Raw genomic sequence first — 16,031 nt, forward strand, 5'->3', positions numbered from 1 at the left:
CACGATTCGTTTATGGCATCCTGTATCCGGTCGGCGCGAGTGTCACGGCCGGAGACCAGTTTTCGGGCGGTTCGCCCGTTGCCGTGGGAGCGCACCCTGTCTAACCTGACAGGAAGTCGAGGTCAGGGCGCGGTATGGAGCGCGATCCGGTTCGTTTCGTCTGGCGGTCCGCGCCGGGTCTCAATATTTCACTTCTGGCCATCGCCGTCGTCGCAATCCCGAGTCTGTGGATCGTGCTCGAGCTGCTGCGCGTGGCCATCGACGATGCTGCGCTCGGCCGGGGCTTCGAAAGCCGGCCGGCGATGCATTTCATGCGGCTCGCGATCTCGCTCCCGTCCCGCCTCACCGAGGCGCCGGTGGTGCTGTTTGGCGGCCTCCTCCTGGAGAGAGGGCCGCTCGTCCAGGCGCTGGCGGGCGTGCTGCTGGTCGTCGCGCTCGCCGTCGGCGCCTTTCTCGCAGGCTCCAGCCTGATCCGCTCCGAAGTGGGTCGCCGCGCGCTCCGCGGGCTCGAGCTTCGGCTCCTGGACGGCATTGCGACAGCGCCACCCGGGGCCGCGGAGACCGTTCGGAATGCGGCTGCCCTCGCCGGAAGCGCACTGGCCGAACAGCAATCCGTCCTTGGCCGCGCTATCGGCGTGCCCTCGCTATGCGGCGCCCTGCTGTTCGCGGCACTCTCCTATCTTGCACTGCTCGATTGGCGGCTCGCTGCAACCGCCGTGACGGGCATTGCAGTGTTCGGCTGGGCGAGCCGCGCCTGGAGCTCCTGGATCCGGCAGGTCAACGCGGCCGACAGGTCATCCGATGCTGCGCTCCGCCGTGCCCTTTCGACACTCGCCGAGAACCTCTCGGCGCTTGCGGCACACGGCACCGCCACCACGGAGCAGCGGCGGATCGCAACCGAGATGGAGCCCATGCGGGCACTCGGCGACAGGGCTCGCCGGCATGCGATCCTGCTCCTCGGTGTGACGGTTGCCTTGGGGGTAGCCACCATCGCCGGCGTTCTTGGTCTCGGCGCGTGGCTCGGAGCGGCCGGCGCACTTTCACCGGGCGAAGTCGTCTCCGCGGCCGCTGCGGCGGCCTTCGCCATCGTGGCCCTCCAGGGCCTCCTGGGATGGCAAGGGGAGCGCGACCAGCTTCTGAAGCTCTTTGCCGAGATCGCCCGCCAACTGGGCTCGTTCAACGCGCGCCGCCGCGTACGGCAGACCCCTGCTCCTCTTCCTGCCTCGGGCGTGATCTCGGCGGAAGACGTCACTGTCGAGGGGACGCTTCGTGGCGGCAGGCTCCTGGGCCTCGATCTCAGCCTGTCTCTGCCGTCGCATGTGGCGCTCGTCGGCGATCCGGATTCCGGCGCGCGAACCTTCGCAAGCCTGCTCGGCGGCCAGATCAGCCCGCGGGCCGGGCACGTCACGTTCTCCGGCGTCAGCATCGAAGATGCGGAGCCGTCCGATCGCGCTCGGCGGCTGGCGTTTTCGGGAGGCGAACCCCTCCTCCTGCCAAACAGCCTGCGTGCCAACATCCTCTACGGCTGTCACGACCCGGACGCGGCGGACATCGAGGATCGCCTTCTCTGGGCGGTGGAGGTGGCCGGCCTGCGGGGCTTCGTTTATCGCCGCGGGCTTGCCGGAATGATCGACGCACGGCGCGAGCCGGGTCTCGCGGCGGCTATCGTGTCAGCGCGGGCTGGTATCCGCCAGGAACTGGAGAGGTCCGGGATCGCTCATCTCGTCCAGCCCTTCGACCCCGTCCGTTACAATCCCCACGCGACGATCGGCGAGAACATCCTGTTCGGGGTCTCGCTCGGGGACACGTTCCGCGAGGAGAACCTCGCAAGCCACCCCTTCATGCGCAGTCTCCTCGATCGGGAGGGCCTGACGAAGCCCCTGGCGGAACTCGGTGCGGCCATCGTCAGGAGCGACCTGGAGATGTTCTGGGGGCTCCCGAGCGGAAGCGCCATCGTGGGCCGGTTCTCGCTCCTCTCTCCTGCCGAGCGCGAGGACTTCGAGGCCATCCTCGAGCGCCAAACGGGCTCCCAGCGCAGCACGGCGTCTGCGCGTGACGCCGCCCGGCTGATCGGGCTGGCGATGCGATACACCGAGAGCCGGCAGCGACTAGGCCTTCTCGGCCCGGAACTGGAGGACCATTTGCTTCGGCTGCGCCAGGCATTCCAGCGTGAGATCCCCAAGAGCCTGCAGCCTTCCATCGAGTTCCTGCATCCGGACCGGGTCTGCTCCGCGACGAGCGTGCTCGACAATCTCCTGTTCGGGCGGATTGCGGAGGATCAGGCCGAAGCGCGAACCCGGGTGGTCGCGGTCGTGCGGCAGGTCCTCGAGCAGTTCGACCTCACGCGCGAACTCATGCGGGTGGGCCTGCAGAGCCGCCTCGATCCCTTCTCCGGCAGTCTCTCGCCTGCGCGCTCGGCCGCCATCGACCTTGCGCGGTGTCTTGTCCGCGTCCCGGACAACCTGGTGGTCGAGCACGCGCTCAACGACCTCCCAGCCCAGGACGCACTCGACCTCACCCGCCGGTTGACTGCCGCGATGGTGGGTCGGGGCCTGGTCGTGGTTGTGCCGCCTCAACTCGAAGGCGCGGCCGAACTGTTCGACGAGGTCGTGACGTTCAAGGCTGGCCGCGCCCTCACCGGCTTACCAGCGACGCATTCAACGGCTGCGTTCGCGCCGGAAAGCGATCGGACGGCCTCGCCCGATCCTGTATGGAGTCCCCAATGACCAGCCTTGCTGCCGGTTTGTCCGCCCTGCAGGTCAGATTCTGGGGCGTCCGCGGTTCGGTCCCGGCCTGCGGTCCACGGTTCGAACGCTACGGCGGCAACACGCCCTGCGTCGAGATCCGGTGCAACGATCGGCTCGTCGTCGTGGATGCCGGGACGGGCCTCGTCGCCCTCGGCGTCGAGCTCGGACCGGATGCCCCGGCGACCATCGATATCCTCCTGAGCCACCTTCATCTCGACCATGTCGGCGGCTTGCCCTTCTTTCGCCCGGCCCTGATGGCCGACCGCTTCGTCCGCCTCCATTGCGGCAACCTGCGTGGCGAAACCGCGGAAGTTGCGCTCGACCGCCTCTTCTCGCCACCCCTCTTCCCAGTAAGCCTCGCCCAATTGCCGGGGTCCTTCGAGCATGTCGGCTTCAAGGCCGGCGACCCGCTGCGTCTCGACGACGGCCTGGAGGTGCGGACCATCCCGCTGAACCATCCCGGCGGTGCGACCGGATACCGCTTCGACCATGGCGGCCGGGCCATTTGCTACATCAGCGACATCGAACACGAGGAACCCTGGCCGCCGCCGGACTTGGCCTCGTTCGTGGCGGGGAGCGACCTGGTCATCTACGATGGCATGTTCTCCGAGACGGAATACCTGCGCTGCCGCGGCTGGGGACATTCGACCTGGGAGAAGGGCGTGGCACTCTGCGAAGCCGCGGGGGTAACGTCGCTCGCGATTTTCCACCTGCACCCGCAGCACGACGACGAGTACCTCGCCCGCCTCGACGCCGAGATGGGCGCCCGGATGCCGGGGGCCTTCCTGGCCCGCGAAGGGCAGATCCTGACCTATCCGGCGGACGACTGAATTTTCCGCGAGCGGGCCAGCGTGTTAGGAGCGCCCGCCTTCGTCTGAGCACCTCATGAACCCGATCTTCGCCGACCTGCCGACGACTGTCTTTGAGACGATGTCGCGCCTCGCCCGTGAAACCGGCGCCGTCAATCTCGGCCAGGGCTTCCCCGACGATCCCGGCCCGGAAGATGTCCGGCGGAAGGCTGCCGAAGCCGTTGTCGATGGTTGGAACCAATACCCGCCCATGATGGGCATACTCGAACTACGCCAAGCCGTTTCGCGGCATTACGGCCATTGGCACGGCGTCGACTTCGACCCGGAAACCGAGGTCATGGTCACCTCCGGCGCGACCGAGGCGCTCGCAGGCGCCCTCCTCGCGCTGATCGAGCCGGGCGACGAGGTCGTGCTCTTCGAGCCGATGTACGACGCCTATCTGCCTCTCGTCAGGCGGGCGGGTGGGGTCCCGCGCTTCGTCACCCTCAGGCCGCCGCACTTCAACCTGACCGAGGAAGCGCTGGCCGCTGCCTTTTCGGAGCGCACGAAGCTCGTCCTGTTCAACAATCCCTTGAACCCGGCCGCGACGGTCGCGTCGGCTGCTGACCTGGAGCTCCTGGCCAGGTTCTGCATCCAGCACGAGGCGATCGCCGTCTGCGACGAGGTCTGGGAACACGTCATCTTCGACGGCAGGCGGCACGTGCCGCTCGTGTCGCTCCCGGGCATGCCGGAGAGGACCGTGAAGATCGGCTCGGCCGGCAAGATCTTCAATCTGACCGGCTGGAAGGTCGGCTTTGTCTGCGCCTGCCCGGCCATCATGCGCGTGCTGGCCAAGGCGCATCAATTCCTGACCTTCACGACCCCTCCGAGCCTGCAGGCCGCAGTCGCCTACGGATTATCCAAGGAAGACAGCCACTTCGAGGCGCTCCGGACGGACTTGGCGCGCAGCCGGGACCGCTTCACCACCGGTCTGCGTGAGCTGGGCTTCGCTGTCCTGCCCTCCGCCGGCACCTACTTCCTCAACATCGACATCGCCCCGCTCGGCGAGACGGACGATGTTGCCTTCTGCCAGAGGCTCGTTGCGGAGAACGGGGTGGCGGCGATCCCGGTCAGCGCGTTCTACGCGGACCGCGCCGTCACCAACCTTGTGCGCTTCTGCTTCGCCAAGCGGGACGAAACGCTGGACGCTGCCTTGACCCGGCTGGGCGTGCTCGCCCGCGCCCGGGGATTGAAGCCCGGCGCGGCCCTGGCCGCCTAGACCGGGGCTCCTACGCGGCGCGATCGAGCGCGGCGCAGAAATCCCCGACGAGGTCGTCGGGATGTTCTAGTCCCACCGAGATGCGCACGAGGCCGTCGGTGATCCCCATGGCGGCCCGCACCTCCGGCTTGAGCCGCTGGTGCGTCGACGTCGCTGGGTGGGTTACCAGCGTCTTCGCGTCTCCAAGATTGTTGGAGATGCGCGCGATCCGGAGGGCGTTCATGAACCGGAACGCGCCCTCCTTGCCGCCCTGGACGTCCAGCGCGATCAGCGTGGATCCGTTCTTCATCTGTCGCCGGATGATCTCGGCCTGGGGATGATCCGCACGGCCGGGATAGATCGTGCGCAGGCTGTGCGGGTGTTCCGCCAGGGCGCCGGCAAGCTGCGCGGCAGACCGCGTCTGCCGCTCGACACGGACCGGGAGCGTTTCCAGCGACTTCAGCATGACCCAGGCATTGAACGGAGACATCGCCGGTCCGGTCTGCCGGAGCAGGTTGTGGATGTGCGCGCCGATGAAATCGGCGGAGGCTAGCACCACTCCCCCGAGACAGCGCCCCTGACCGTCGACATGCTTCGTGGTCGAGTAGACGACGCAATCCGCTCCGAGTTCGAGAGGCCGCTGCCAGAGCGGAGTCGCAAACACGTTGTCGACCACGAGGGTGGCGCCGGCCCCATGGGCGATGTCCGCCACCGCGGCGATGTCGATCACCTCCAGCGTCGGGTTTGCGGGACTTTCAAGGAAGAAGGTCCGCGTCTGCGGCCGGACCGCCGCGCGCCATTGATCGAGATCGGTTCCGTCGACGAGCGTCGAAGCGACGCCGAACCGCGGGAGCAGTTCCTCGATGACGTAGAGGCAGGAGCCGAACAGGGCCTTCGAGGCGACGACATGGTCGCCGGCCTTGAGCTGGCCTACCAGCGAGGCGGTCACGGCCGCCATGCCGCTTGCGGTGGCGCGAGCTGCCTCCGCGCCTTCCAAGGCCGCCATCCTGGCCTCGAACATCGCGATCGTCGGGTTCGAGAACCGCGCGTACAGGAAACCCGGCTCATCACCGGCGAAGCGTCGCTCGCATTCCTCCGCGCTGGCATAAACGTGCCCTTGCGTCAGGAAGAGCGCCTCCGAGGTCTCGTTGAACTCCGACCGCAGCGTCCCTGCGTGGACCAGGAGTGTCTCCGGGTGGACGCCCGCCGGCAGCTTAGAGCGCATCATGGTCGGGAAACTCGCCTCTCATTGCCGCGCTCCAACAATCTCAGCTCCGGCGAAAGCCCGCCTTCGAGACGTCTGCATGCCGCTGCGGCATGAGATTGGTTGATAAAGCATCAACGCATGCGTCGGCCGCATGGCGAGCTTGCAACCCATATTCTTGTGTGCGCCGCACAACAACCTATGTTGCGATGCAATAGAAGGAAACGCCCGCGGTCCTACGGAGAACGTCATGCCCGCGGTTTCGACACAACTCAACGACTTCATCCTGCCCGCCGCGCCTCGCCCGGCCGCCACGATGCCATCTCCCCTGTCCTGGCTCTCGCGCGTGACGAATGCGCTTGCAAATGTCCGGACGCAGCAGGCCGAGCGTGAGATCGCCCGCCTGATCGAGCACCGCGGCGGTCGGTTCAACGACTCGCTGGAGCGCGAGATCGAGCGCCACTTCATCTGAGGAGCAACGCCCCGGCATCCGGGGCCTCGTTCTTCGAAAGCTACGGAAGCTCGGCAGTTGCGCCGAGCTTCACCTTGGATCAAATCGCCGCGCCCGGGGCACAGCCCGTGAGCGGAGCCGGCGATGATCCGATTCTACTTCAACCTTTCCCCGAACCCCATGAAGGTGGCCCTGGCCCTCGAGGAGATGGGGCTGCCCTACGAGCCAGTTCCGGTCGATACCCGGAAGGGTGACCAGTTCGGCCCGGCCTTCCTCAGCGTGAACCCGAACGGGAAAGTACCGGCGATCGTGGATGGCGAGGCGACCGTGTTCGATTCGAACGCGATCCTGCTCTACCTCGCCGAGAAGACGGGGCAGTTCGGATCCGCTCCCGGCCCCAGGTCCCGGGGCGAGTTCCTGTCCTGGCTCATGTTCGTGGCCACGGGCATCGGTCCCTTCTCCGGCCAGGCCGTCCACTTCAAGCACTTTGCGCCCGAGAAGGTGCCGTATGCCGACACGCGGTACCAGTACGAGGCGGATCGTCATTACAGCATCGCCGACCGGAGGCTCGGGGCCAGCCCATACCTCGCCGGCGAAGCCTATACGGTTGTAGACATGGCGCTCTGGGGCTGGGCCCGGATGGTGCCCTTCATCCTGGGCGACGACGCCTGGTCGAGATACCCGAACCTGAAGCGGCTGTTCGACGAGATTTCGTCGCGGCCGGCCGCCAAGCGGGTCGAGGAATTCCGGACGGCGCAGGCAGGCGCCTTCAAGGCACAGATGGACGAAGAGGCCCGCGCCGTGATGTTCAAGCACCTGAAGGCGGTCTGATACGGCCTCTCGGGTCGGCGCCGGGCTGTCGGGTGGGTAGCGCCGCATTGCCACCCGGCTCCCTAGGGCCGGCCTTTGGTTTTCCCTTCCAGGCGCGCCAGCGGCGCTCACCCCAGCGGGCCGCCCGCTCCAGGAACGGCTTCATGAAAGGCACGTCCTCCGCGAGCAGCGCTAAGCCCAGGGGCAACATCCAGATCCCGAGGATGGGCAGGATCGAGAAGATCCCGCCCAGAACCAGCAGGATGCCGGAGACAAAGCGAACGAGGTGACGGGAGGGCTCCCGCAACCACGCCACGCACCGACCGACCCGGGACGGCAGCCTTCCTAGAAGGGCATCGATCCGGGCATCCCAGGCGACAGCGAGTTCGTGCATCCCCTCTCCGACATGACGCGGCACCTGTGGTTGCGCCGGGCCATGCGGAGATGGGAGCTGTCGGCCGGATTGGAAGACAGGCCGAAGGGGCCCGGCTGCGGGAACTCAGCGCACCCCGAGCAGCTCGACATCGAAGATGAGCGTTGCGCCCGGCGGGATCACGCCGCCTGCGCCGCGTGCTCCATAGCCGAGCTCCGCTGGGATGATTAGCGTGCGCCGGCCGCCGACCTTCATGGTCGCCACGCCCTCGTCCCAGCCGCGGATCACCCGTCCCTGGCCGATGGGAAACGAGAAGGGCTGGCCCCGGTCGCGGGAGCTGTCGAATTTCTTGCCCTGCTTGCCGTTCTCGTCCAGCCAGCCCGTGTAGTGGACATTCACCGACTGCCCATCCTTGGGCGACTGGCCCGTCCCGACGACCTCGTCGCGATACTTCAGTCCCGAAGGGGTGGTCACCGTGTCGGCTGCGGGTGCGGCAGTGGTCATGGCGAGAAGAGCTCCGAGAACGGGAAGAAGGCGGGGCATGGCTGGCTCCGGGTGGTGCGCCGCCGTAGCACGCCCGGAGGCGGTTGGGAAAATCACAGTCACGCGGCCCAGATGGCCGTACCTGCGCCACAGCGCGGCTGTTGATCCAGAACACCCATCGGTCAGAATCAGAGCGGGTCGAGAACCCGGAGGGGAGAGAGGACGATGAAGCGGCAGAACGCGGCGAGCGCGCCGGGCGACGAAGCGTCGGCGGCGTGCAGGGTCGTGCCGGCCGGCGAAGCCTTCGTCGGCAAGCAGGGCTTGACCTACCGGCCGGCCGTCTCGGCGGAGAGCGTCGGCTCGCGGGGCCTCCACATGCAGGTCGTGACGATCCCGCCGGGCGCACGCGCGAAGGCTCACAAGCACGAGGGGCACGAGACGGCGATCCACGTTCTCAGCGGCAGGTCCGGGACCTGGTATGGCGAACGGTTGGAGCAGCACCTCGAAGCTGGCCCGGGCGATTTCCTCTACATCCCGGCCGGCGTACCGCACCTCGCCTACAACATGAGCGACACCGAAGCCTGCGTGGCCATCGTGGCCAGGACCGACCCGAACGAGCAGGAGGGCGTCGTGCTGATGCCGGAACTCGACGGAGTTCATCCCGGCCCTGCCGCTGGCAGCTCGCGCTGAACTCAAGCATGACCCCGGTTCATGAAGAGGTGGCCCAGATCGAGGCGGAGATGGAGGCGCTCGCCGAGAAGATCGAGCACGGCCGGAAGGTCGCCGTCCTGGCCAAGGCCCTCGTCGCGGCGGGAAGCCTGGCGCTTGTCCTGCTCGTTGTCGGAGTGCTGCGAGGCAGTCCGGGCGTTCTCCTGTTCGCGATCGCCGCGGTCCTTGGCGGCTTCACGCTGCTCGGCTCGAACCGGACGACGACCGACCAGTTCCGTCAAAGGCTCAGCGATGCGCAGGCGAAGCGCAATGCGCTGATCTCCGGAATGCACCTGCACCTCGTCCCGTAGGGGCCCCGCGGTTGGCGAGGCTTCGAACTCAGTGCGCAGCGTCCCAGTTGTCGCCGGCCCTTGCCTCGACCGAGAGCGGCACCTTGAGCTGCACGGCCGGGAGCGGAGCCTGCTCCATGACGCGCGTGATCACCGGCAGGCTCGCCTCGACCTCGTCGTCCGGCACCTCGAACACGAGCTCGTCATGGACCTGGAGCAGCATCCTCGCCGAGAGCTTCGCGTCGCGGAGGGCGGAATCCATGCGGATCATGGCGCGGCGGATGATGTCGGCCGCGGTGCCCTGGATCGGAGCGTTGATCGCCTGCCGCTCGACGGCAGCCCGCACCGAGGCGTTCCCGGCCGAGATGTCCGGATAGTGGCAGGCCCGGCCAAACATGGTCTCGACATAGCCCTGCTCGCGGACGGCCTTCTTGGTCTTGTCCATGTAATCCCGGATGCCCGGGAACCGCTCGAAATAGGTGCGGATGTACTGACCTGCTTCATCCCGCGGGATGCCGAGCTGGTTGGCGAGCCCGAAAGCCGAGATCCCGTACACGATCCCGAAATTAATGGCCTTGGCGCGACGACGCACCTCGGCCGGCATTCCCGCGACGGGAACACCGAACATCTCCGACGCCGTCGTCGCGTGAATGTCGATGCCGTCCGCAAAGGCCTTCTTGAGCTGCGGGATGTCGGCGATATCGGCGAGAAGCCTGAGCTCGATCTGGGAATAATCGGCCGAGATGAGCTTGTGGCCCGGCGCCGGCACGAAGGCGGTGCGGATCTTGCGCCCCTCCTCGGTCCGGATCGGGATGTTCTGAAGATTGGGGTCGGCGGATGAAAGCCGCCCCGTCGTCGTCGCTGCGAGCGCGTAGGACGTGTGTACGCGTCCCGTTTCGGGATTCACGTAGGTGGGCAGCGCGTCCGTATAGCTCTTGAGCTTGGTCAGCTGCCGCCATTCGAGGATCTTGCGCGGCAGCGGGTGGTCGGAGCTGTCGGCGAGGTCCTCCAGCAGGCGCGCCCCGGTCGACCATTGCCCGGTCGCGGTCTTGCGGGCCCCGGGCAGGCCGAATTTCCCGAACAGGATATCGGCCAGCTGCTTTGGGCTGCCGATGGTGAAGCGCTCTCCCGCGATCTCGAAGACCTCGTCCTCGACACGCGCGATCGTCTGGGCGAAGTCGCCCGACATCCGTGACAGCATATCCCGGTCGATGAGGATTCCCCGCTCTTCCATGCGGGCGAGGGTCGCGATCATCGGACGCTCGAGCGTCTCGTAGACGGTGGTCTTGTGCTCCGGCGCGAGCCGCGGCTTCAGCACCCGCCACAGCCGGAGCGCCAGATCAGGTCCCTCCGCCGCGTATTCCCTCGCCTGATCCGGATCGATGGCATCGAACGGCACCGCCTTGCGGCCCTTCCCGGTAAGCTCCTCGAGCGGCATGCAGTCGTGCTGCAGGTAGACCCGCGCGAGCTGCTCCAGCGAGTGTCCCGACAGGTTCGGCTTTCCGACATCCAGCGCATAGGACATCAGCATCGTGTCCTCGAGCGGGGCCATCTCGACCCCGTGCCGCTTCAGCACGAGCCAGTCGTGCTTGAGGTTCTGCCCGAGCTTCAGGATGGCCTCGTCCTCGAGAACCGGCTTCAGGAGCGCCAACGCCTTCTCGAAGGGGAGCTGGTCCCCGAGCAGCCCGTTCTCGAACAGGCTCTCGCTCCCGTTCCCGTCCACGGCGCGGTGGCGCAGCGGCAGGTAGGCCGACATGCCGGGTTCCAGGCCGAGCGAGATGCCGACGATCTCCGACTGCATCGGGTCCGGCAGCGAGGTCTCGACGTCGATCGCGATCACGGCGTTCTCGCGAGCGGCGGCCGTCCAGCGTTCGAGATCCTCGATCGTCCGGAGCGTCAGGAATTTGGTTCGGTCGCAGGGCTGCGCGGCCGCCTCGGCGCGGCGTGAGGCGACGAGCGCCTCAGGCCTCATCGCCCCGTTCGCCGATGCGGCGGCCTTGGCGGAGAGCGGTCCCGGAGAGCCCGCTGCTGCGACCTTGGTCTCGCCCGCGCCCGATGATGCGGTCGCCTCTCCGCCTTCGGTTTCGTGGAACCAGCGCCCGCTCGTCGGATCCCACGGGCGCGAGAGATCGCTGTCGGGTTCGATTTGTGCCGGATCGACGCCGTACAGATCCGCGACGCGCTTGGTGATGGTCGTGAAATTCAGGGCCTTGGTGAAGGCCACCAGGCGCTTTGCGTCGAACTCGCCGAGCCGCGTATCGGCGATCGGAACCGCGACCGGCGTGGAGCAATCCAGCGTGACGAGCCGCTTGGAGACCCGGGCCTTCTCGGCATTCTCGACCAGGGCCTCGCGCCGCTTCGGCTGCTTGATCTCCTGGACGCGGTCGAGCAGCTCTTCGAGGCTGCCGTATTCGGTGATGAGCTGGGACGCCGTCTTCACGCCGATGCCCGGCACGCCCGGCACGTTGTCCGTCGGATCCCCGATCAGCGCCTGGACGTCGGGCACGAGCTCCGGCGGCACGCCGAATTTCTCGATGACGCCATCCCGGTCCAGCCGGCGCTCGGGCCGGTAGCCGGGTTTTCCGGGAATGCCGCTCTCGAAGTCGTAGAAGGTCACGCCCGGTCGCACGACCTGCATCAGGTCCTTGTCGGACGAGACGATCAGGACCTCGGCGCCCGCCGCGGAAGCCTGGCAGGCATAGGTCGCGATGATGTCGTCCGCCTCGTAGCGCTCCTGCTCGATGGGGATCAGTCCGAACGCACGCACCGCATCGCGCATGAGCCGGAACTGCGGCACGAGCTCAGAGGGCGGATCCGGACGATGCGCCTTGTAGTCGGCGTAGATCTCCTTCCGGAAGGATTGCTCCGTCTTGTCGAAGATGATCGCAAGATGCGTCGGTTTGATGCCGCAGGCGCCATCCCGAATGAACTGCATCAGCTTGGTCGTGAAGAGCCGGACTGCCCCTGTTGGGAGACCGTCGCCGGGCCGGGTGTTGTACTTCCGGTCCTGGTTCATCGACTGGAAGTAGGCGCGGAACATGAAGGAGGAGCCGTCGACCAGGAAGACCTGGTCGCTCGGCCCGACGGGGGGCATGGAGCTCATGGCCCTGAGATAGCGTTTCGAGGGCCCGCCCGCCACGACATCGTTGCGGCACTCGGATCGCGCCGGCTGCCATGTGCGGGCCCGCACCGTAGGCCGTCCCCCGAACCGCGATGGTCTCTCCCAGAGAACAGAGAAGAATCACAGGAGAGGCAGATGTTCGGAATGTTTAAGCTCGCGGGACTGAGCGCCGTGCTGGCAGCCGCCCTCGTCATCGCGACAGGCGCGCCGTCGGTGCACGTCCAGCCCGAGATCAGGCCGACGCTGGTCGTCGCGTTCGAGTAGGCCTGAGCGCTGAAGGGGTACACCCGGAACGTTGTTCCACTGTGACACATTAACCGACATCGTCCTGAAACGATGGGTGAACGAAGAGTGCCCGTCGGAGTTGTGTCGACAGACGTGTCGCGTTCTCCATTCCGAGTCGCCAGGAGGCCTGCGATGCCCATACTGAACGCTGAGGCACTGAGCGCCGATCCGCAGGGGATGGAATTCCTCCGCGACGTGCTCGGCACGCAGCGAGAGGGCGCCAACCCGGATCGCCGCTTCCCGCTCGAGGCTTGGACGCCGAAAGCGGCCACCGATCCTGCGCCGAAAGCCTCCATCGCGCCCGAGACGCTCGATCCCCGGTGCGTCGAACCCGCCCTCTGAGAGAGAGGAGAATCCCTCTCGCGGCGAGCGAAGCCGTTTTCGTCACGCGCCGTGAACTCGATCCGGGCGCGAAATCTCCCGACTACCCCGCTCCCTAACATCCCCTCGATGAGACGAGCTGCCGGCCGCAGGCCAGCTTGCCCGATGGAAGGCGCTGCCGCTCCCTGATCTCGACCCGACCGATCAAGCGACGGGGGCCGACCTGCGCTCCCGGTTTGAGGTGAGACGCCGGCGCACCGCGCCGGGATGATCACATGGAGGAAAGCAGATGAGAGCATCGAGGCTCATGGCCCTCGCGGCGGGGGCGCTGTTCGGGCTGCTCGCGATGGGTTCGCTCGAGCAAGGCAGGATCGGAGTCGCGAGCGCATCGGCCGCTCAGGGGTGCGGCCCCGGCTTTCATCGCAACGTCTACGGCTACTGCCGGCCGAACTACTATGGCGGGTACGGCTATTATGGAGGCCCGGCCCGTCGATATGGGTATTACGGCGGGCGCTATTACGGAGCGCGCTACTACGGCCGGGGCCGCTACTACGGGCGAGGTGGGTATTACCGTGGCGGCCCGCGCGTCGCCCACTACCGCGGGGGAGCCTATCGCGGCGGCGCGGTCGGCTATCGGGGCGGCTACGGGGGACGAGGCGGAATGCGAGGGCGTCGATAGCCCGAACCCTGGCTGAGGCGCGAGCGACTTGCGTGACGCTCGCCTCGCTGCGTCGGCAGGGAGGCGGGTCAGCCGCGATCAATCCAGGCCGACCCGGTCGGCGTAAGCGGGGCGAACGCTTTGGCTGGCTCGCTTCCTGCCGAACCGGGCTGCACGGAAAGGCCCATCACGTGCCGCTGAGCACGCCTGTCCAGCTCTGGCTCTTGCCGTCCGGCGAGGTCGCCTCGATCCGGGTGCCGTTCACCTGGCCGGCATAGCGGGCGTCACCGACGGAGAACGAGATCGCGGTCCCGTCCAGCCGTCCATCGCGAACCGCAACCTCCTTGCCGCCGGACGTGAAGGTCCCCGTGAAGGTCTGGTACTTCTGCGTCAGCTTCATCTCGGAGCCATCCGGGAGACGCCAGGTCCCGCCGACCTTGGCCGGCACGACCCACTTGTGAGCGCGGCAGAAGCTCGTGCAGTCCCCACCCGCATCGATGCTCTGGTCGGGGTTCCAGTCCCCCATCGTGAAGGTGTTCGAGACCACCCGCGTCCCCGGCTTCATCTCCAGAATGGTCGGACGAAGGCGGAGGTTGAGATCGGGCAAGAGGAACAGCGTCAGCAGCGTCGCTTCGGAGAAGTTCGTCTCGAAGATGTCGCCCTGGACGAACTTTGCCCTGTCGCTGACGCCTGCCTCCTCGGCAGCCTTGAGCGAAAGCGCCACGAGGTCGGGGTTGTACTCGACGCCGAGTGCTCGGATCCCGCGCTTGGCGGCCGTTATGACGGTGCGGCCGTCGCCTGAGCCGAGGTCGATGAGGTAGTCTTCCTTCGTGGCTCCGCCCATGTCGAGCATGCGGTCGACGAGCGCCTGGGGCGACGGAACCCAGACGACGTCCTTACCGGCCTGCCCGGATTGCGGCACGTAGGCCGAGGGCGCGGCCGGTTTCTCCGCCGTCGCCACCTGCGCCGCCGCCGCGCCCAGCGCTGCCAGGGAGATCACGCAGGCAGCCGCCCAAGTCCTGATCGCTCTCATCGCAAACTCCTTTCTCAGAGGGTTAGGGCGGGGTCAGTCGCCGATGCCAGCCGCCGCTGCCGAGGCGTGGTCTGTCGAGGTCGACGACGGCTCGAACCTGCCGCGGCCCGAGGTGAACTCGCGGCGCCGGAACAGCAGCAGCGGCGTTCCGGCGGCAACGACCAGGAGCCCGACGAGGGCACCGACGCCCGTGTAGACCACACTCGCGTGCAGCATGTAGACGCAGCTGAGGCAGAACAGGATCGGCGTCACCGGATAGAGCGGCACGCGGAACGGCAGGACGCGGCCGGGCTCACGCCAGCGCAGGATGATCACGGCAAGGCCCACCAGGAGCATGAAGGCCCAGAACACGGGAGCCGTGTAGTCCACCATGGCCTGGAAGCCGTTTCGCGTCGCGGCCCCCAACGCGATCAGCGCGACGGCAACCGCGCCCTGCAGGATGAGGCCATTTGCCGGGGCTCGCCCCCGTTCGTCCCAATTCCCGACGCGCGGCAGCAAGGTCAGATCGCGCGCCATGGCGAAATAGACCCGCGCGCCCGTGAAGATCGTTGCGTTCAGGGTCGAGAGCGCCGCGACCACGACGGCCACGCTGACGATCGCCGCCCCAGGCTCGCCCGCGACGAGGCGCATCATGTCGGCCGCGACCGCGCTCGATTGCCGGAGGCCGTCCAGGCCGAGGATGGCGAGCAGCGCCATGTTCGCAAGCACGTAGAGGGCGCACAGGATGGCCGTGCCGATCACCAGGACCCGGACCATGTTCCGGCCCGGATCGCGAAGCTCGCCGGACAGGTAAGCCGCCTCGTTCCACCCCCCGTAGGTGAGGAGGACGAAGATCAGCGCCATGCCGAGGGCTGCCGACGCGCCGCTCGCCTCCGCGCTCTCCGCCGGTGTCGGCGGCGTGGCACCCCAACCCAGGAGGCCGAAGACGATGAGGGCGACGACGAGGCCGACCTCGACGAACGTGATAACGATCTGCAAGGTCTTGCTCTGCAGCGTCCCCACGACGTTGAGGCCCGTGAACACGACGACCGACAGCACCGCGTAGAGGGCCGGCCCGTACGGGCCGAGTGGCAGGAGCTGGTTCGCGTAGTCGCCGAGGACGAAGGCGACCGCCGCGATCGCGCCGGTCTGGATCACCGAGGCGCGGGCCCAGCCGAAAAGCATGGCAACGGGCTTGCCATAGGCGCGGGCCAGGAAGTGGTACTCGCCACCGGCATGCGGATGCGCTGCCGCGAGCTCGGCATAGGTGAGCGCGCCGACGAGCGTGACGAGTCCGCCGAATGCCCAGATTGCCAGGAAGGCGATCTCGCTGTCGACATTGCTGGCGACGAGCGACGGCGTCTTGAAGATGCCGATCCCGACGACGATGCCGACCATGATGGTCACGGCATCGAAAACCGAAAGCAGCGGCTGGGGCTCGGATTGGCTCGCAGGCGTCATGAGCACCTATTCAGATCTTGGAGTCCGATGCCGGCAGGCGGGAGCACGAGGAGGTAGAGAG

Annotated in this window: 16 protein-coding genes; 10 read left to right on the top strand and 6 right to left on the bottom strand. The window is 67.3% G+C overall.

The features are described 5' to 3' along the window. Nucleotides 1–134: 134 nt before the first annotated feature. The 3 genes from ACO2SS_RS14505 to ACO2SS_RS14515 are packed head-to-tail and all read left to right on the top strand — an operon-like array spanning nucleotide 135 to nucleotide 4,814. A complete protein-coding gene (locus ACO2SS_RS14505; RefSeq protein WP_423278389.1) occupies nucleotides 135–2,726 on the top strand; it encodes an ABC transporter transmembrane domain-containing protein in 2,592 nt (863 codons plus the stop codon). Then, nucleotides 2,723–3,577, top strand: a complete 855-nt coding sequence (locus tag ACO2SS_RS14510; RefSeq protein WP_423278390.1) for an MBL fold metallo-hydrolase — start codon at nucleotides 2,723–2,725, stop codon at nucleotides 3,575–3,577. Before ACO2SS_RS14505 ends, ACO2SS_RS14510 begins: the two co-directional genes overlap by 4 nt. A 55-nt stretch (nucleotides 3,578–3,632) precedes the next feature. After that, nucleotides 3,633–4,814, top strand: coding sequence for an aminotransferase (locus ACO2SS_RS14515; protein WP_423278391.1), 1,182 nt, complete (start codon nucleotides 3,633–3,635; stop codon nucleotides 4,812–4,814). 10 nt (nucleotides 4,815–4,824) lie between these two features. Here the strand turns inward: ACO2SS_RS14515 and ACO2SS_RS14520 are convergent, their stop codons facing one another. Next, the gene (locus ACO2SS_RS14520; protein ID WP_423278392.1) at nucleotides 4,825–6,021 is read right to left on the bottom strand and encodes an O-succinylhomoserine sulfhydrylase; all 1,197 of its coding nucleotides are present in this window, start codon (nucleotides 6,019–6,021) and stop codon (nucleotides 4,825–4,827) included. 226 nt (nucleotides 6,022–6,247) lie between these two features. Between ACO2SS_RS14520 and ACO2SS_RS14525 the strand changes: the two genes are divergently transcribed. Together ACO2SS_RS14525 and ACO2SS_RS14530 are read left to right on the top strand one after the other, a co-directional pair. Then, nucleotides 6,248–6,469, top strand: a complete 222-nt coding sequence (locus ACO2SS_RS14525) for a hypothetical protein (protein WP_423278393.1) — start codon at nucleotides 6,248–6,250, stop codon at nucleotides 6,467–6,469. Between the two features lie 123 nt (nucleotides 6,470–6,592). Continuing rightward, on the top strand, nucleotides 6,593–7,279 hold the full coding sequence (locus tag ACO2SS_RS14530; protein ID WP_423278394.1) for a glutathione S-transferase family protein: 687 nt from the start codon (nucleotides 6,593–6,595) through the stop codon (nucleotides 7,277–7,279). Here the strand turns inward: ACO2SS_RS14530 and ACO2SS_RS14535 are convergent. Both ACO2SS_RS14535 and ACO2SS_RS14540 read right to left on the bottom strand, forming a co-directional pair. Next, nucleotides 7,257–7,652 (bottom strand): hypothetical protein, encoded by a 396-nt coding sequence (locus tag ACO2SS_RS14535; protein WP_423278395.1) that lies wholly within the window; start codon nucleotides 7,650–7,652, stop codon nucleotides 7,257–7,259. The two genes, ACO2SS_RS14530 and ACO2SS_RS14535, sit on opposite strands and share 23 nt — an antisense overlap. Nucleotides 7,653–7,757: 105 nt before the next feature. Continuing rightward, entirely contained in the window at nucleotides 7,758–8,174 is a 417-nt protein-coding gene (locus tag ACO2SS_RS14540) for an FKBP-type peptidyl-prolyl cis-trans isomerase (protein ID WP_423278396.1), read from the bottom strand. A 165-nt stretch (nucleotides 8,175–8,339) separates the two neighbouring features. Between ACO2SS_RS14540 and ACO2SS_RS14545 the strand changes: the two genes are divergently transcribed. Then, the gene (locus tag ACO2SS_RS14545) at nucleotides 8,340–8,804 is read left to right on the top strand and encodes a cupin domain-containing protein (RefSeq protein ID WP_423278397.1); all 465 of its coding nucleotides are present in this window, start codon (nucleotides 8,340–8,342) and stop codon (nucleotides 8,802–8,804) included. 8 nt (nucleotides 8,805–8,812) lie between these two features. Continuing rightward, the gene (locus ACO2SS_RS14550; RefSeq protein ID WP_423278398.1) at nucleotides 8,813–9,133 is read left to right on the top strand and encodes a hypothetical protein; all 321 of its coding nucleotides are present in this window, start codon (nucleotides 8,813–8,815) and stop codon (nucleotides 9,131–9,133) included. Between the two features lie 28 nt (nucleotides 9,134–9,161). On the opposite strand, the gene polA is transcribed toward ACO2SS_RS14550, so the two are convergent. Continuing rightward, a complete protein-coding gene (gene polA, locus ACO2SS_RS14555; RefSeq protein ID WP_423278574.1) occupies nucleotides 9,162–12,215 on the bottom strand; it encodes a DNA polymerase I in 3,054 nt (1,017 codons plus the stop codon). Between the two features lie 153 nt (nucleotides 12,216–12,368). Between polA and ACO2SS_RS14560 the strand changes: the two genes are divergently transcribed. From ACO2SS_RS14560 to ACO2SS_RS14570, 3 genes are all read left to right on the top strand, one after another. Beyond that, nucleotides 12,369–12,497, top strand: a complete 129-nt coding sequence (locus tag ACO2SS_RS14560; RefSeq protein ID WP_423278399.1) for a hypothetical protein — start codon at nucleotides 12,369–12,371, stop codon at nucleotides 12,495–12,497. Between the two features lie 153 nt (nucleotides 12,498–12,650). Then, nucleotides 12,651–12,860, top strand: coding sequence for a hypothetical protein (locus ACO2SS_RS14565; protein WP_423278400.1), 210 nt, complete (start codon nucleotides 12,651–12,653; stop codon nucleotides 12,858–12,860). A 268-nt stretch (nucleotides 12,861–13,128) separates the two neighbouring features. Next, on the top strand, nucleotides 13,129–13,518 hold the full coding sequence (locus ACO2SS_RS14570; protein ID WP_423278401.1) for a GCG_CRPN prefix-to-repeats domain-containing protein: 390 nt from the start codon (nucleotides 13,129–13,131) through the stop codon (nucleotides 13,516–13,518). A 166-nt stretch (nucleotides 13,519–13,684) separates the two neighbouring features. Here ACO2SS_RS14570 and ACO2SS_RS14575 read toward each other — a convergent pair whose 3' ends face one another. Beyond that, nucleotides 13,685–14,530: a methyltransferase domain-containing protein gene (locus tag ACO2SS_RS14575; protein ID WP_423278402.1), complete on the bottom strand. Its 846-nt coding sequence runs from the start codon at nucleotides 14,528–14,530 to the stop codon at nucleotides 13,685–13,687. Nucleotides 14,531–14,563: 33 nt separating this feature from the next. Further along, the gene (locus ACO2SS_RS14580; protein ID WP_423278403.1) at nucleotides 14,564–15,970 is read right to left on the bottom strand and encodes an APC family permease; all 1,407 of its coding nucleotides are present in this window, start codon (nucleotides 15,968–15,970) and stop codon (nucleotides 14,564–14,566) included. Nucleotides 15,971–16,031 lie beyond the last annotated feature (61 nt).

Origin of the sequence: Enterovirga sp. CN4-39, from assembly GCF_049446235.1 — a bacterium.
Taxonomy (GTDB): Bacteria; Pseudomonadota; Alphaproteobacteria; order Rhizobiales; family Beijerinckiaceae; genus Enterovirga.

What these genes read in the sequence shown, in the direction of transcription:
- ACO2SS_RS14580 (WP_423278403.1), bottom strand. Translation starts at nt 15,970, where the DNA reads ATGACGCCTGCGAGCCAATCCGAGCCCCAGCCGCTGCTTTCGGTTTTC.
- ACO2SS_RS14515 (WP_423278391.1), top strand. Translation starts at nt 3,633, where the DNA reads ATGAACCCGATCTTCGCCGACCTGCCGACGACTGTCTTTGAGACGATG.
- ACO2SS_RS14545 (WP_423278397.1), top strand. Translation starts at nt 8,340, where the DNA reads ATGAAGCGGCAGAACGCGGCGAGCGCGCCGGGCGACGAAGCGTCGGCG.
- ACO2SS_RS14565 (WP_423278400.1), top strand. Translation starts at nt 12,651, where the DNA reads ATGCCCATACTGAACGCTGAGGCACTGAGCGCCGATCCGCAGGGGATG.
- ACO2SS_RS14570 (WP_423278401.1), top strand. Translation starts at nt 13,129, where the DNA reads ATGAGAGCATCGAGGCTCATGGCCCTCGCGGCGGGGGCGCTGTTCGGG.
- polA (WP_423278574.1), bottom strand. Translation starts at nt 12,215, where the DNA reads ATGAGCTCCATGCCCCCCGTCGGGCCGAGCGACCAGGTCTTCCTGGTC.
- ACO2SS_RS14560 (WP_423278399.1), top strand. Translation starts at nt 12,369, where the DNA reads ATGTTCGGAATGTTTAAGCTCGCGGGACTGAGCGCCGTGCTGGCAGCC.
- ACO2SS_RS14540 (WP_423278396.1), bottom strand. Translation starts at nt 8,174, where the DNA reads ATGCCCCGCCTTCTTCCCGTTCTCGGAGCTCTTCTCGCCATGACCACT.
- ACO2SS_RS14550 (WP_423278398.1), top strand. Translation starts at nt 8,813, where the DNA reads ATGACCCCGGTTCATGAAGAGGTGGCCCAGATCGAGGCGGAGATGGAG.
- ACO2SS_RS14505 (WP_423278389.1), top strand. Translation starts at nt 135, where the DNA reads ATGGAGCGCGATCCGGTTCGTTTCGTCTGGCGGTCCGCGCCGGGTCTC.
- ACO2SS_RS14530 (WP_423278394.1), top strand. Translation starts at nt 6,593, where the DNA reads ATGATCCGATTCTACTTCAACCTTTCCCCGAACCCCATGAAGGTGGCC.
- ACO2SS_RS14520 (WP_423278392.1), bottom strand. Translation starts at nt 6,021, where the DNA reads ATGATGCGCTCTAAGCTGCCGGCGGGCGTCCACCCGGAGACACTCCTG.
- ACO2SS_RS14575 (WP_423278402.1), bottom strand. Translation starts at nt 14,530, where the DNA reads ATGAGAGCGATCAGGACTTGGGCGGCTGCCTGCGTGATCTCCCTGGCA.
- ACO2SS_RS14525 (WP_423278393.1), top strand. Translation starts at nt 6,248, where the DNA reads ATGCCCGCGGTTTCGACACAACTCAACGACTTCATCCTGCCCGCCGCG.
- ACO2SS_RS14510 (WP_423278390.1), top strand. Translation starts at nt 2,723, where the DNA reads ATGACCAGCCTTGCTGCCGGTTTGTCCGCCCTGCAGGTCAGATTCTGG.
- ACO2SS_RS14535 (WP_423278395.1), bottom strand. Translation starts at nt 7,652, where the DNA reads ATGCACGAACTCGCTGTCGCCTGGGATGCCCGGATCGATGCCCTTCTA.